The sequence below is a fragment of the Cellvibrio sp. KY-GH-1 genome, from assembly GCF_008806975.1.
In the GTDB taxonomy this organism is placed as follows: Bacteria; Pseudomonadota; Gammaproteobacteria; order Pseudomonadales; family Cellvibrionaceae; genus Cellvibrio.
Genome location: NZ_CP031728.1, coordinates 3956891 through 3971507, shown reverse-complemented (window position 1 = coordinate 3971507; position 14617 = coordinate 3956891). Strand labels below are relative to the sequence as shown.

At 50.3% G+C, this 14617-nt stretch carries 12 protein-coding genes; all 12 read right to left on the bottom strand.

Annotated elements, in window-relative coordinates; all coding sequences use genetic code 11:
- Positions 1-115: 115 nt before the first annotated feature.
- Positions 116-1945, bottom strand: coding sequence for a glutamine--fructose-6-phosphate transaminase (isomerizing) (gene glmS, locus D0C16_RS16815; RefSeq protein WP_151033424.1), 1830 nt, complete (start codon positions 1943-1945; stop codon positions 116-118).
- Between the two features lie 68 nt (positions 1946-2013).
- Positions 2014-2781, bottom strand: a complete 768-nt coding sequence (locus D0C16_RS16810) for a DeoR/GlpR family DNA-binding transcription regulator (protein ID WP_151033423.1) — start codon at positions 2779-2781, stop codon at positions 2014-2016.
- 72 nt (positions 2782-2853) lie between these two features.
- Positions 2854-3519 carry a DUF4097 family beta strand repeat-containing protein gene (locus D0C16_RS16805; protein ID WP_151033422.1) on the bottom strand — a complete coding sequence of 222 codons (666 nt, stop codon included), beginning with the start codon at positions 3517-3519 and terminating at the stop codon, positions 2854-2856.
- 86 nt (positions 3520-3605) lie between these two features.
- A complete protein-coding gene (locus D0C16_RS16800; protein ID WP_151033421.1) occupies positions 3606-4841 on the bottom strand; it encodes a serine hydrolase in 1236 nt (411 codons plus the stop codon).
- 108 nt (positions 4842-4949) lie between these two features.
- Positions 4950-6032: an AraC family transcriptional regulator gene (locus D0C16_RS16795; RefSeq protein ID WP_151033420.1), complete on the bottom strand. Its 1083-nt coding sequence runs from the start codon at positions 6030-6032 to the stop codon at positions 4950-4952.
- Positions 6033-6114: 82 nt separating this feature from the next.
- Positions 6115-8205, bottom strand: a complete 2091-nt coding sequence (locus D0C16_RS16790; protein ID WP_151033419.1) for a glycoside hydrolase family 9 protein — start codon at positions 8203-8205, stop codon at positions 6115-6117.
- A 150-nt stretch (positions 8206-8355) separates the two neighbouring features.
- The gene (glmU, locus tag D0C16_RS16785) at positions 8356-9717 is read right to left on the bottom strand and encodes a bifunctional UDP-N-acetylglucosamine diphosphorylase/glucosamine-1-phosphate N-acetyltransferase GlmU (RefSeq protein ID WP_151033418.1); all 1362 of its coding nucleotides are present in this window, start codon (positions 9715-9717) and stop codon (positions 8356-8358) included.
- A gap of 19 nt (positions 9718-9736) precedes the next feature.
- On the bottom strand, positions 9737-10060 hold the full coding sequence (locus tag D0C16_RS16780; protein ID WP_151033417.1) for an antibiotic biosynthesis monooxygenase: 324 nt from the start codon (positions 10058-10060) through the stop codon (positions 9737-9739).
- A gap of 82 nt (positions 10061-10142) precedes the next feature.
- On the bottom strand, positions 10143-10568 hold the full coding sequence (locus D0C16_RS16775) for a F0F1 ATP synthase subunit epsilon (RefSeq protein WP_151033416.1): 426 nt from the start codon (positions 10566-10568) through the stop codon (positions 10143-10145).
- A gap of 66 nt (positions 10569-10634) precedes the next feature.
- Positions 10635-12014: a F0F1 ATP synthase subunit beta gene (gene atpD / locus D0C16_RS16770; RefSeq protein ID WP_151033415.1), complete on the bottom strand. Its 1380-nt coding sequence runs from the start codon at positions 12012-12014 to the stop codon at positions 10635-10637.
- A 110-nt stretch (positions 12015-12124) separates the two neighbouring features.
- A complete protein-coding gene (gene atpG / locus D0C16_RS16765; RefSeq protein ID WP_151033414.1) occupies positions 12125-12988 on the bottom strand; it encodes a F0F1 ATP synthase subunit gamma in 864 nt (287 codons plus the stop codon).
- Positions 12989-13061: 73 nt separating this feature from the next.
- A complete protein-coding gene (gene atpA, locus D0C16_RS16760; protein ID WP_151033413.1) occupies positions 13062-14606 on the bottom strand; it encodes a F0F1 ATP synthase subunit alpha in 1545 nt (514 codons plus the stop codon).
- Positions 14607-14617: the final 11 nt, after the last annotated feature.

The window sequence follows — 14617 nt, the reverse complement described above, 5'->3', positions numbered from 1 at the left end:
CAAATATAGGTCACTACTGGGTTAGTATCACCAATTATTTTAAAGTATCGCCATTTATTTTAAAGTATCACTAATTATTTTAAAAAGACAAAGCACTGTCGGCTTTTGTAGAAAATTATTCTACTGTAACGCTCTTCGCCAAATTGCGTGGTTGATCGACATCTGTGCCTTTAATAATCGCCACGTAATAGCTCAACAACTGTAGCGGTAACGTGTAGAGAATCGGCGCAAGCCAGCTGTGGATGTGAGGTACATTGATCACATGCATGGTGGCATCGGATTCGAAGCTGGCGTCTTCGTCGGCGAACACATAAAGAATACCGCCGCGTGCGCGCACTTCTTCGACGTTGGATTTTAATTTTTCTAACAGATCATTATTAGGCGCAACCACAATAATTGGCATGTGCGCGTCGATCAATGCCAGTGGGCCGTGTTTCAATTCACCGGCGGCATAGGCTTCCGCGTGTATGTAGGAAATTTCTTTTAATTTGAGCGCGCCTTCCATTGCGATGGGGTATTGATCGCCGCGACCTAAAAACAGTGAGTGATGTTTATCCGCAAATTCTTCGGCGAGTGCTTCAATTTTTGGAGCCAAGGCCAAAGACTCTTCCAATTTCGCCGGAAGATTTTTCAGCGCAGCGACCATTTCTTTTTGTTGCGCTGCAGTCAGGCCGTTGTATTTGCCAACTGCCAATACCAACATCGCCAAACCGACTAATTGCGTAGTGAAGGCTTTGGTGGAGGCCACGCCAATTTCAGCACCGGCGCGGGTCATAAATGCGAGATCCGATTCGCGCACCAAGGAAGATCCCGCAACGTTGCAAATAGTGAGGCTGCCGAGGTAACCCATTTCTTTCGCCAAGCGCAAAGCCGCGAGCGTATCGGCGGTTTCGCCCGATTGACTGATAGAAACCAATAAACTGTTGGGCTGTACAAAAGATTTGCGGTAGCGGAATTCGCTGGCGATTTCTACATTGCAGGAAATACCGGCGAGGGATTCGATCCAGTAGCGCGCGACCATGCCTGAGTGGTAGCTGGTGCCGCAGGCGACGATTTGAATGTGTTTCACTTTTTTAAATAATTCGGCGGCGCCATTGCCAAAGGTTTCATCCATTACCGATTCGCTGCTCAAACGACCTTCGAGCGTATTCAATACCGCATTGGGCTGCTCATAAATTTCTTTGAGCATAAAGTGACGGAATTGGCCTTTGTCACCGGCGTCGTAGCTGGCGTTGGATTCGTGTACTTGACGCTCCACGGCGACACCGTCTTTATCAACAATCTTAATGCTGTGACGGGTAATTTCTGCCACATCGCCTTCTTCCAAAAAGATAAAGCGACGAGTTACCGGCAACAAGGCTAGCTGATCAGAGGCGATAAAGTTTTCGCCAATACCCAAGCCAATTACCAGCGGTGAGCCTGAGCGCGCAACCACCAAACGGCTGGGATCGTTTTTGTCCATCAACACAGTGCCATAGGCGCCGTGTAATTGTTTTACCGATTTTTGTACGGCAGCCAACAAACTATCGGTAGCGTTTAATTCTTTTTGTACCAGATGCGCGATCACTTCGGTGTCGGTATCTGAAGTGAATACATAGCCTTCTTCTTGCAGTTGGTTACGCAAGCGCGCGTGGTTTTCGATAATACCGTTGTGCACTACGGCGATGTGATCTTTGGAAATATGTGGATGTGCATTGCGCTCACTTGGCTCACCGTGAGTTGCCCAGCGCGTGTGCGCTATACCGGTGCCACCAGGAATAGGTTCCGCGTTTACCGCATCGGATAATTCTTTTACTTTTCCCAACCGACGCACACGCTGAAGTGCACCATTGCTAACGACTGCCACACCGGCTGAGTCATATCCGCGATATTCCAGGCGGCGCAATCCTTCCACCAGAATATCCACTACATCGCGTTGCGCTACGGCGCCAACAATTCCACACATGATTTACTCCTTGAGCTGTTTAGTAGTTGTAAATAATTTTTTACGAATTTGAATCTGGTCTTGGGCTTTTAATGAGTTGCGCAAATCACTTGCACACCCTGTTGTTCTAATGTTTGTTTGTCTTTCGGATCAATACCGGCGTCTGTGACTAGCACTTTGATGGCACTCCAAGGCAATTCCAGGTTGTGGATTTTGCGGCCAATCTTATCGGACTCGGCCATGACGATGACTTCGCGCGCGACTTCCGCCATCACCCGACTCAAGCTATAGAGTTCATTAAATGTAGTTGTGCCGCGCTCCAGATCCAAACCATCAGCGCCGATAAAAAACTGATCGAAATTGTAGGAGCTCAGGATTTGCTCGGCGAGCTGACCCTGAAAGCCTTCGGACTTTGGGTCCCAGGTGCCGCCGGTCATCAGAATCGTGGGTTCGTTTTCCAGTTCGCGCAATGCGTTGGCGATGCTGAGGGAGTTGGTCATTACCACCAGACCCTGCTTGCCAGACAATTCGGGTAGGAGCGCGGCGGTAGTGGAGCTGCCGCTGTCGAGGATAATGCGGTTGTGGTCACGGATAAGTGCGGCGGCGGCTTTGGCGATGGTTTGCTTACGAACTGAAACTTTTTCGACCGGATCGGTCATCAATTCCTGCGGCACTGGCACTGCTCCACCGTAGCGGCGCAGCAGTAAACCATTGGACTCAAGCGCGGCCAAGTCCTTGCGAATGGTGACTTCCGAGGTGGAAAACTGCTCCGCCAGGGCTTCTACACTCACTTCACCACTGGTATTAAGCAGTTCAATGATCGCGCGGCGGCGCTGCTGGGTGTTGCGTTTGGTCATGATAACTTGCCAATAAGTTTCGATTTGAAAGATATTGTAGCGGTTCGAAAGTTATTGGCAAGTTTTAATTGACTAATTAACCGTCAGTTTGGCTTCCCCTGCGAGCACACTGGCCTTGGCGTGGCAGCTGCCGGTGCCTTTGTTCCAGTCTATCTGCGCGCCCACCAAGAGCGAGCGATGACCGGAGACGGGTTTATTCTTCGGTGTTGCGAGCTTCACATCACCCACCGTGGCACTTAGCTGCGCCGATGCCAGCTGGTCTTCCGCAAGTGTAATATTGATTTGGCCAGCGTTGAGGTCGGCGTTCAGGCAACCGCTAGTATCGGAAATCGAAAGCTCGCCTGCACTCAAATGCGCAGCCAAGACTTTATCGCGCGGTACACCGATTTTCACTTTGAGCATCACCTGGTTAAATTCGGTAATGCTGGCAGGCATCAGCATGAATTCAGCGGTACTTCCCGTTTTTTTCTGCCAAGCGAGATCCGCTAGCAATTTCAAACAGGCTCGATCGTCTTGCTCATGACAAACCGCGGTCACCTCCGCGATCACGTCTGTTCCAGAGATACCGACAATCTCCAGCTGACCCGCCGGCACTTCAATCCGAACACGCTCGGCGGCGGCGACATCCTGCTGCAGGCTTATGTGCCGTTCGCCCTCGGTGGCCAACGCTGGAAGACTCAGCAAAATCGCCAGCATTCCCAGACCCTTACCCAAAATGTGATTGCCAGTGGTGTTCATAGGTTTCATCCCCGTTTGATCAATGTACTCACCCACTGACTCTCTAGACGTGGGGAATAGGGGATTTGGATTCGGTCGGGTAGAAATTAATGCTCGAAGAACAACCGGGCGAGCGGCATGCTTACCTGCCCAAAATTCCAGAATTCTTCCACATTGGCGTTGATCATGATGGAGACCACCATTTTTTGTTCAGGAATGACCATCAACCAACTTTGTGATCCGCGCGAAACACCACCGTGGTTGGCATTTTTGATGATGCCTTTGCCATCGTCATATTCAGCCCAGCGCCAGCCGAGTGCGTATTTTTGTGGGTTGACCGAGCCATCCGTTAATTTCTGCGGTTGCCAAAAGACTTGGCGGGTTTGAGCGGCGATAAATTTTTCATCCAACCAGGCTGACCCCAATTTCACCATATCCGAGGGGGTGGATATGAATCCGCCCCCGGCGAGTCTATGGCTTAGGTCCACCGTTTGCCCCAGACGGAACGCCGGATATTTTCCGCCGTCGTTCCAATAAAATGTCGCCAGCGAATCAGGTTGGGAAAATTCGTATTCAACACCTGTTGAATTCATTTCCAGGGGTTTAAAGATTCTGCGCCGCATCGCCTTGAGAAACGGTTCACCCGCGACCGCTTCAAGCACCAGGCTTTGTAATACCGTATTAAAACTGGTGTAGTGAAATTGACTGCCCGGTTCAAATAGCAGCGCGGTATCGTCAAACACCTCGAGTGACTCGCGGACCGAGGTGTAGCGTTTATCGAGTTTAAAGAGAAAGTACATGCCCCAAAGATCACCATAGTTATCCAAATAATCGGGTAGACCGCTTGAATGAGAGGCTAGCTGGCGCGGGGTAATAGTGTTCCACTGTGCATTGGGTAAATTTGGTACGTAAAAGGATATGGGTTTATCCAAGTCTATTTTTCTCTCCTGAAATAATTTGGCCAGCAAGGTTGCGGTCACTGGTTTGGAACTGCTGCCAATGCGGAATTGCGTTCTGGCAGTCGCGGGTTTTTGGTGCTCTATATTTTGCCAACCGACCGCACCCGCCCAAACGATTTTTCCATCCACCGCCACGGCAGCAGAGATTGCCGGAGCATGAATTTTTTCGCGGTGTTGAGCCAGTAATTGCAACGCGGCTGAGGATTGCGGATGCGTGGAAAACGCGGTGGTTTGGGGATAAGTATCCGGTGCCGCTATATCGGTTGGGAACCACATAGGCACTTTGCCTTCGTAGGCGAGGAATTGGTAAATCGGCCAGGCCAGCCATATAAATGCCAGGGTAAAGGCAAGCAAGGCAATTTTTTGGTAAGAGACATTGCGCATTATTTTTCACCCTCGTTTGTTTTAAAAAACACACTCTGGTAGAAGATGTGAAAAATGGCTTATCAAACTCAAACAAATCTAATCAATTTTAAAAATGCGCAATAGTATTCATTTATTTTCAGGCTGAAGCGTGTTTTGCTCTTGCGTTCGGTATGCCGTCGGCGTGACTCCTGCTATCTCTTTAAATGCCCGATTAAAAGAAGCGATGGAGCCATACCCCACATCCAACGCAATCGTGAGTACGGGTAATGATGTTTCCACCAAGCGCTTGCGCGCCGCGTCGACTCGGTAGTGATTGAGGAACGCATTGAAATTGGTGTAACCCAGGGATTGGTTAATCTGTTTACGCAAATGATGATCCGCGCATTTCAATTGCTCAGCCAGTTTGCTGATAGTGAGACCTGATTGTAAGTAACCGCCATCCTCAATAAAGCGGCGTAGTTTTTTGGCGAGTTCATTTTCTTGCGCAGTCAAACGTGAGTAGCGCCGAGTCTCTGGTGGCGTATCTGGTAGAAATGCTGGATTTGCTGATAGGGCGCGGCTAAATAGCAACGCGGCGGTAATACTGGTTCCGATTAAACATATGGAAGAATTCATCAACATAAAAATTTGGTGACGATTCAAGCGCGTATTACTGAGTTCGACCAGATCCAGCATCAGAAAAAATAAACCCACTAGCAACACAAACCAAAAACGAACGACACGCCGCTGCTCTACCAAATCATTGCGCCAGGTCATAATCACTCTCGCCAGAAGATGCACGATAAACACCAACGCAATAACATGGCTTGTCATTTGTAGATAACCACCACCGCCACGAATCAAGAAAACATAACTATAAAAACCCGCTAATAGCACCACAGCTGCTTTTCCAAGAATTGGCCAGCACTGTAATTTGAATTCGTCATCGAATAATTGTTGGCCGTGTAGCCATAAAAATACCGGCATGGTGTGGGTAAACATCAACAGAATATTGCGGATGAACCCCTGTGGGCGCGGCGAGTAAGGCGCGGTCAATAGTAAATAAGCAGCAACACCCAGTGCCAGGATCAACGGAATAATTTGCGCGCGAAAAGTAGATTGCGAGCGATAGGGGCTATAAAACAGATACGCGACCAATAGCAGCAATTGCCCGATACAGGCGTAGCGGATAAAAAAATCAATATGGGAGATAACGCTGGTTTCTATCACATCAGCCCTGACTGGAAAATCAAAATACCGGGGTGGGATTATGAGGGGAGATGGAGGGCATTGGTATGCCCTCCGCAAACAACTAATTTGCTGTATTTACAAACTTGGACAACAGGCGCAGATAGGCGACCTGATAGTCGTTGTGGTTTTCAGTGATCTGCCAGGAGTTGAGTGGCCAGCTGGTGTTGAAATCCAGGTAGGCTTTCATCGCCGGTTGGCCTTTGGGTGGATTGGGCGCTGCACTGCCGCAACCGGAGTTAGGGTTGGCCGAAGTACAGTTGCTGTCCCAGTCGTAGGTTGGGTTGGGGCCACCCACCAGGAACCCGGGCGCCGGACCAAAAGTGGATGTACCGACTCTGTCCCACTGCGAACTGCCGTTGGTAAACCAGGTGTGGTAGAACTCGTTGACCGAGCTGTGCACACCCAGACTGTACATGTTGGACAGGTACACCATGCCCTGCGGGTTAGTGCCGTGCAGATAATTCAAATAAGCGAGGGCCGCGTTGTTTACCTGAGTGGCGTCTGCGCTGCCGGCTTTGTAGCTGATGAGATTGGTGAAACTGGTACCCTTGCGCGACATGGAGCGGTTGCTGCCCCAGGTGAAGTTGCCATCTCCACCTAAATAGACACGATAAGCGTCAGTGTTATTGGTCACCGCAGGTAAGTTCGCGGCGCCATTCATGGCACCGGCGTACTGGGTTTTAATTTTGTTGGCGAGGGTCGCATCGGCGTTGCTCAGATTGGCGTAGTAAAGCCATGACATGAGTTCATTTTCATTCCAGATATCCACCCAATTGGCTTTATCGCCATAGTTGCCGGTGACCTGAGTTTGATAGGCAGCGCCACCGGTAGCTGCAAACAAGTAGATAGCCGCTCGGGTTTTCTTGGTGGCGCGGCCATTGTTATCCACTTCCTGATCACCTGCACCCAAGCCGGCGTAGATCCCGGAATTGTTATTCACAATGACCGACGGGTTAGCATCGGCCCAGGTCCAGGCGGTTTCAGCGCGGGTTTTTAAATCGGCGGCGTAAGCGGGGTAGTCGCTAATTCCCAGATCACCCAACACTTTTGCGCCCAGCGCAAATGCCGCTGAGCTGCTCAGGGTTGCTGAGGTACTTGCCGGTCCGTAGAAGCTGCGACCGGTGGCAGCGGAGGGTGGGCTGGCGTGACTCAATCCTTGGATCGACAGAACAGAACCATCGCTTTGCTGCATTTTCTTCAGCCAATCCATGCCCCATTTGATCTCGTCGATAATGTCCGGCACGCCATTGGCCGACTCCGGCAGGCCAAAGTCATCACCCCAAGCAGCGGGGTTTTCCAGATAGGCGTGGAGGAGATTGATTAGATAATCAGCGTGCCAGTTGGTGTACTTGTTGAAGTCACCGGCATCGAACCAGCCGCCTGATAGGTCTTTTTCAGTACCCGCGACACCGGTGGTTTTATTGTTCACATCATAAAGGCGCGTTTCGGCGTCCTGACCGGGCTTTAAATGGCTGGCGCTGTCGGTCCAACCAGCATCGGCAAAAGGCTGATTTTTGGCGAAGCCGGCGCGCTGGTAAAAGAAAGTACGGAAGGCGTGGCGCAATACCGGTTTGTAGATATTGCTGCCGATCGTGAAGCTGGGTGAACGCAGGTTTTGTGCGCTATCGACTACGGCGTAGGTTCCGGGCGTAGTGACCGAGGAAAAATCAAACCACCAGACTTTATCACCCGAGGTTGTATGGGTCGCACCCGAGTTCCAGCTTTGTGCTGTACCAGTCAGAACCACTGTTCCGGAAGTAACGTCCACCAGGCTTAGGCTCGCACTGGGAGTAAAACTTTGCGCCGCGTCGTAACCGGTTTGAGGGTCACGCAAAACGGCAATTTTTTTTGCATTCGGTAGATAACCAAACTGATCTACCGTAATAAATTTAGAGATGTTCAATCCACCTGCCGACGAGGCAACAACCGAGGAACTGGTTGCCGGAGCCACGGACGAAGAAGCAGGCGTTGCGGAGGAAGTCATTGCCGTTGACGAAGTTGCCGGCGCTTTGCTCGAACTGGCCAACGGTGTGGAACTCGGTTTTACATTCCCTGAACCACCACCGCCACCGCCGCCGCCGCAGGCAGTGATTAATCCGGTCAGGGTCAGGCCGATAAATAGTTTGGATAACGGGAATTTGGTCTGGCTCATAAATCGCTCTTATTAATTATCTGATTTAATTGCCGAATAATAACGGTTCCAATCGTCATCTACACCAATTTACCAGGGCCTTTTTATAACTTTACTCATTTTCCCTTTTGATGGCCCTCAAAAAGCAAACGGGGCACTTGGCCCCGTCAATTAGCTTTTCTTGGTGGGCCGTTCCCAACCTTGGATATTGCGCTGTTTCGCGCGCGCGATGGCTAGTTCAGTGGCTTCAACATCCTTAGTGATAATTGAACCGGCACCCACTGTTGCACCAGCGCCGATTTTTACCGGTGCCACTAACGCCGAGTTGGAGCCGATAAAGGCGTTATCGCCAATTTCGGTTTTGAATTTATTTACCCCGTCGTAATTGCAGGTGATGGTGCCGGCACCAACATTCACTTTACTCCCGACTTTGGCATCGCCGATATAGCTGAGGTGATTCACTTTACTGCCTTTGGCGATCACGGCTTTTTTCGTTTCGACAAAGTTGCCGATTTTGACTTTATCGGCCAAATCGGTACCCGGACGCAAGCGCGCGTAAGGGCCTATATCGCAGTCTGCCGCCATGACTGATTCTTCAATATGGCTAAAGGCTTTGATGTGAGTGTTGTTGCCAATCTTGCTATTGATAATCACGCAGTTGGGTTCAATCACTACGCCATCACCCAACACCACTTCACCTTCAAACACACAATTCACGTCGATAACGACATCGCGGCCAACGGTTAGGTTACCGCGAATATCCAGGCGCGCGGGATCCAACAGGGTAACGCCGGCGACCATCAATTCATTGGCTTTTTGTTTTTGGTAGAAGCGCTCCAGCGCCGCCTGTTGTTGGCGATTGTTGATGCCTTCCACTTCTTCAACCGCAGCAGGTTGTTCAACATGAATGGCTATGCCATCGGCTTTAGCCATGGCGATAATATCGGTGAGGTAATATTCGCCCTGGGCATTATTGTTTTGCAATTGCGGTAACCATTTTTGTAAGTGGCTGGCTCTCACCGCCATGATTCCGGTGTTAATTTCGCGAATTTTTTTCTGCTCGTCGCTCGCGTCCTTGTGTTCAACAATGGCGATTACTGCGTTGTTTTGATCCCGCACTATGCGACCATAGCCGGCCGGATCATTCATATTGACGGTGAGTAGACCCATTTGTTGGTCGTTAACACCGGCAATCAATTTCTGCAGGGTTTCAGCGCGGGTGAGCGGGACGTCGCCGTAGAGAATTAACACAGTCGCATCATTGCGCAGCTGTGGTAACGCCTGCTGTACCGCATGACCGGTACCCAGCTGTTGCGCTTGCAATACAAATTGCACATCGGGCGCGGCCATTTGTTGCTGCACTTTTTCCGCACCATGGCCGACGATAATCAAAATCTGGTCACCACCTACCTGACGTGCGGTATCCACCACATGCTGCACCAGCGCTTTGCCGCCTACCGGGTGTAACACCTTGGGCAAGTCCGAGCGCATGCGTGTGCCTTTACCGGCGGCGAGAACAAGAATGTCGAGCATAAAAAATTCCCTGAATTTATTAATCGTTGAATTCAAAACTGTAGTCGCGCTCTACTTTGGCGATACGGGTTTTATAAGCGCTGTACCACCGCTCTCGCCCCAATTGTTGCGCTAATTGATGATCGAACTGGTTTTTCCATTGGCGGATAGAGTCCAAATCTGACCAATAAGAAACACTAACTCCCAGCTCATTGCGTGCGGCTTCTACCCCTAAGAACCCAGGTTGGCGTTTAGCGAGATCCAATATTTTCGCCGCCATTTCAGCGTAGCCAAAGTCTCCTTCGCGCCTAAGGGTGGTAAAGATAACCGCGTAATAAGGAGGGACAGGGGTGTTCGCTATCATGATTCCTTCTCTATAAACGGTCGCAAAAAAAAGGCGACTCGAAAGTCGCCTTTTTTATCACATCAACACTGCGTTGTTCCGCTTATTTGCCAGCTTTTCTTTTGATAGCTTGCAAAGTACGCAATTGGGCAGCAGCTTCTGCCAATTGGGCGGCGGCGCGCTGGAAGTCGATCTCGCTCGATTGATCTGCCAGTTGTTGTTGCGCTAATTGCTGTGCTTCCAAAGCTGCAGCTTCATCCATATCGTCGGCGCGCAAAGCGGTATCCGCCAGCACGGTGACATGGTAGGGCTGAACTTCAAGATAGCCACCGGAAACGAAGAAAATTTCCTCAGCACCACCTTGTTTAATCAGACGCACAGGACCTGGCTTGATACCGGTCAAGAGCGGGGCGTGACCGTAGGCAATACCTACTTCACCCAGGCTACCGGTAGTGATTACCATCTCTACCAGGCCGGAGAATATTTCACGCTCAGCACTGACGATATCGCATTGAAGAGTCATGGCCATGTTTCAGTCTCTGTTATCTCGCGTTAATCCAGAGTCAAGCAGCGGCCCCCGCGGGGGCCAGCCCAATTACTTGAGCTTGCTGGCTTTTTCGATAGCTTCGTCGATTGAACCTACCATGTAGAATGCTTGTTCTGGCAGATGATCGTAATCACCAGCTAACAAGCCTTTGAAACCACGAATGGTTTCTTTCAATGGAACGTATTTGCCTGGAGAACCGGTGAATACTTCCGCTACGTGGAAGGGCTGAGACAGGAAACGCTCGATCTTACGGGCACGGTTTACGGTTTGCTTATCTTCTTCAGACAATTCATCCATACCGAGGATCGCGATGATGTCTTTCAATTCTTTGTAACGTTGCAGAACTGACTGAACACCGCGCGCTACTGAGTAGTGATCGTTACCGATGATCATTGGATCCAACTGACGTGAAGTGGAATCCAGTGGATCAATCGCCGGGTAAATACCCTTGGCGGCGATGTCACGGCTCAATACTACGGTTGAGTCCAAGTGGGCAAAGGTGGTAGCAGGAGACGGGTCAGTCAAGTCGTCCGCTGGTACGTAAACCGCTTGTACCGAGGTAATAGAACCGATCTTGGTAGAAGTAATACGCTCTTGCAGAACGCCCATCTCTTCCGCCAGAGTTGGCTGATAACCTACCGCTGAAGGCATACGACCCAAGAGTGCAGATACTTCGGTACCGGCCAGGGTGTAACGGTAAATGTTGTCAACGAACAACAGAACGTCTTTACCTTCGTCACGGAATTTTTCAGCCATGGTCAAGCCAGTCAACGCAACGCGCAGACGGTTCCCCGGCGGCTCATTCATCTGGCCGTAAACCATCGCTACTTTGTCTACTACGTTAGATTCTTTCATCTCGTGGTAGAAGTCGTTACCTTCACGAGTACGCTCACCTACACCGGCGAATACAGACAGACCGCTGTGCTCTTTTGCGATGTTGTTGATGAGTTCCATCATGTTTACGGTTTTACCTACACCAGCACCACCGAACAGGCCTACTTTACCGCCTTTGGCGAATGGGCAAACCAGGTCGATTACCTTGATACCCGTTTCGAGCAATTCTTCAGAAGCAGCCAACTCTTCATACTTTGGTGCTGCGCGGTGAATTTGCATACGCTCTTTTTCACCGATTGGGCCAGCTTCATCAATCGGATTACCCAAAACGTCCATAATACGGCCGAGGGTTTCAGTACCAACAGGCACTTTGATTGGCTCATTGGTGTTGGTTACAACCAAACCGCGACGCAGGCCTTCGGAGGAGCCCAGAGCAATAGTGCGAACTACGCCGTCGCCTAATTGCTGCTGAACTTCGAGAGTCAGGTTGCCGTCGGTAATAACCAGCGCGTCATACACTTTAGGCACTGAATCGCGTGGGAATTCCACATCGATTACGGCGCCGATAATCTGAACGATACGTCCGCTACTCATTTCCGGTTCCTCTTTGTTCCAGAAATTTCAGAACCCTTTATCAACAATCAAGGGGCTGAAGGATTAAATATAAAAAATCGTTAGCCTGCTTATTCAGGGTACAAGGCAGCTTATTGAACCGCTGCCGCACCACCTACAATTTCAGACAGTTCCTGGGTAATTGCCGCTTGACGCGCTTTGTTGTAAATCAGCTTCAAGCTATCAATCAATTCACCGGCGTTGTCAGTTGCATTTTTCATCGCAATCATACGTGCTGCCTGCTCACAGGCCGCGTTTTCAACTACCGCTTGATAGACTTGTGATTCGATAAAGCGAGTCAGCAACCCTTTCAACAGGAACTCCGCATCCGGCTCGTAGATATAATCCCAGTGATGTTTCAACTTGGTATTTTCTTCGGCCACCAGCGGCAGCAATTGGCGAACTTTAGGTGACTGGGTCATGGTGTTGACGAAGTCGTTGCTTACCAGGAACAGTTTGTCGATAGTGCCGGCTTCAAACGAATCCAACATTACCTTCACACTGCCAATCAGGTCAGCCACTTGCGGGGCTTCGCCGATATCGCGAGTAGAAGCAACTACATTACCGCCAAAGCTTTTGAAAAATTGACCAGCTTTGGCACCTACCAGACACAAATCAATCGCGATGTTTTTGTCATTCCAGCTTTTCATATCGCGCAGTGCAGTTTTGAACATGTTCACGTTCAAGCCACCACACAGGCCGCGATCACTCGATACCAGAATGTAACCAACGCGTTTGACGTCACGCTCTTTCATAAAACGGTGTTTGTACTCGGGGCTGGAGTTGGCCAGATGCCCGATTACCTCGCGAATGCGACTGGCGTAAGGCTTGCCCAGTTGCATGCGATCTTGCGCACGACGCATTTTACTCGCGGCGACCATTTCCATCGCGCTGGTAATTTTCTGCGTGCTTTTGACGCTCGATATCTGCGTCCGAATTTCTTTTGTGCTTGCCATTCTCTCGAACCCCGGTTAAGGCTTTTCAGCCTAAAAGGTTAGAGATCGCTGCGCAGTGGCAGCGATCGCCGGATTACCAGGTGCGGCTCGCTTTCAGCTTGGTCACCAGCTCTTTGAACTTGCCTTCCAATTCGCCGTTCCAGTCACCGGTCGCATCGATGTGCGCCATGGTGTCAGCGTATTCAGATTTGGCAAAAGAGAGCAGGGCAGCTTCGAAGTCCAATACTTTGGCAACTTCGATATCTTTCAGGTGACCTTCGTTCGCAGCGAACAGTACCAATGCCATTTGCGCAACGCTCAATGGAGCAAATTGTTTTTGCTTCATCAGCTCGGTAACACGTTGACCGTGTTCCAATTGCGATTTGGTTGCTTCGTCCAGATCGGATGCGAACTGGGAGAAAGCCGCCAACTCACGGTATTGCGCCAATGCGGTACGGATACCACCGGAGAGTTTCTTGATAACTTTGGTCTGCGCAGCACCACCTACACGCGATACCGAAATACCGGCGTTCATTGACGGGCGAATACCGGCGTTGAACATGGACGATTCAAGGAAGATCTGTCCGTCGGTAATAGAGATCACGTTGGTTGGAACGAACGCAGAAACGTCACCCGCCTGGGTTTCAATAATTGGCAGTGCGGTCAGGGAACCGGTTTTGCCAGTTACTTCACCCTTGGTGAATTTTTCTACGTAGTCTTCGCTGACGCGAGACGCGCGCTCGAGCAGGCGAGAGTGCAGATAGAATACGTCCCCTGGATATGCTTCGCGGCCTGGTGGACGACGCAGCAACAGGGAGATTTGACGGTATGCCCACGCTTGCTTGGTCAGGTCGTCATAAATGATCAGGGCATCTTGACCGCGATCGCGGAAGTATTCACCCATGGTACAACCGGTGAATGCTGCCAGGAATTGCATAGATGCAGGATCAGACGCAGTCGCTGCGATCACAATGGTGTGATCCATAGCACCGTTTTCTTCCAGTTTGCGCACAACGCTAGCAACAGAAGATGCTTTCTGGCCAATCGCTACATAAATACACTTAATGCCAGAACCTTTTTGGTTGATAATGGCATCCACAGCGATAGCGGTTTTACCGATTTGACGGTCACCGATGATCAGCTCGCGCTGGCCACGGCCGATAGGAACCATCGCATCGATTGCTTTCAAACCGATTTGTACTGGTTGGTCTACCGACTTACGCCAAATTACGCCCGGCGCAATTTTTTCTACGGCGTCGGTCATTTTGGTGTTCAGTGGACCTTTACCGTCGATTGGGTTACCCAGGGCGTCAACAACGCGACCGAGCAATTCCGGACCAACAGGCACTTCAAGAATGCGGCCAGTACACTTACATTTTTGGCCTTCGGCCACACCGCGGTAATCACCCAGGATTACAGCACCAACGGAGTCGCGCTCCAGGTTCAGTGCCATACCGTAGATACCGCCTTCAAATTCAATCATCTCACCGTACATAACATCGGCGAGACCGTGAATACGAATAATACCGTCGGTTACGGAAACTACAGTACCTTCGTTTTGTGCTTCTGTGGAAAACTCAAGGCCAGCGATGCGCTGCTTGATGATTTCACTGATTTCAGAAGGATTCAGTTGCTGCATGCTCTGTTCCT

What these genes read in the sequence shown, in the direction of transcription:
- D0C16_RS16800 (WP_151033421.1), bottom strand. Translation starts at nt 4,841, where the DNA reads ATGCGCAATGTCTCTTACCAAAAAATTGCCTTGCTTGCCTTTACCCTG.
- D0C16_RS16790 (WP_151033419.1), bottom strand. Translation starts at nt 8,205, where the DNA reads ATGAGCCAGACCAAATTCCCGTTATCCAAACTATTTATCGGCCTGACC.
- glmS (WP_151033424.1), bottom strand. Translation starts at nt 1,945, where the DNA reads ATGTGTGGAATTGTTGGCGCCGTAGCGCAACGCGATGTAGTGGATATT.
- atpG (WP_151033414.1), bottom strand. Translation starts at nt 12,988, where the DNA reads ATGGCAAGCACAAAAGAAATTCGGACGCAGATATCGAGCGTCAAAAGC.
- D0C16_RS16775 (WP_151033416.1), bottom strand. Translation starts at nt 10,568, where the DNA reads ATGGCCATGACTCTTCAATGCGATATCGTCAGTGCTGAGCGTGAAATA.
- atpA (WP_151033413.1), bottom strand. Translation starts at nt 14,606, where the DNA reads ATGCAGCAACTGAATCCTTCTGAAATCAGTGAAATCATCAAGCAGCGC.
- D0C16_RS16805 (WP_151033422.1), bottom strand. Translation starts at nt 3,519, where the DNA reads ATGAACACCACTGGCAATCACATTTTGGGTAAGGGTCTGGGAATGCTG.
- D0C16_RS16810 (WP_151033423.1), bottom strand. Translation starts at nt 2,781, where the DNA reads ATGACCAAACGCAACACCCAGCAGCGCCGCCGCGCGATCATTGAACTG.
- atpD (WP_151033415.1), bottom strand. Translation starts at nt 12,014, where the DNA reads ATGAGTAGCGGACGTATCGTTCAGATTATCGGCGCCGTAATCGATGTG.
- D0C16_RS16780 (WP_151033417.1), bottom strand. Translation starts at nt 10,060, where the DNA reads ATGATAGCGAACACCCCTGTCCCTCCTTATTACGCGGTTATCTTTACC.
- glmU (WP_151033418.1), bottom strand. Translation starts at nt 9,717, where the DNA reads ATGCTCGACATTCTTGTTCTCGCCGCCGGTAAAGGCACACGCATGCGC.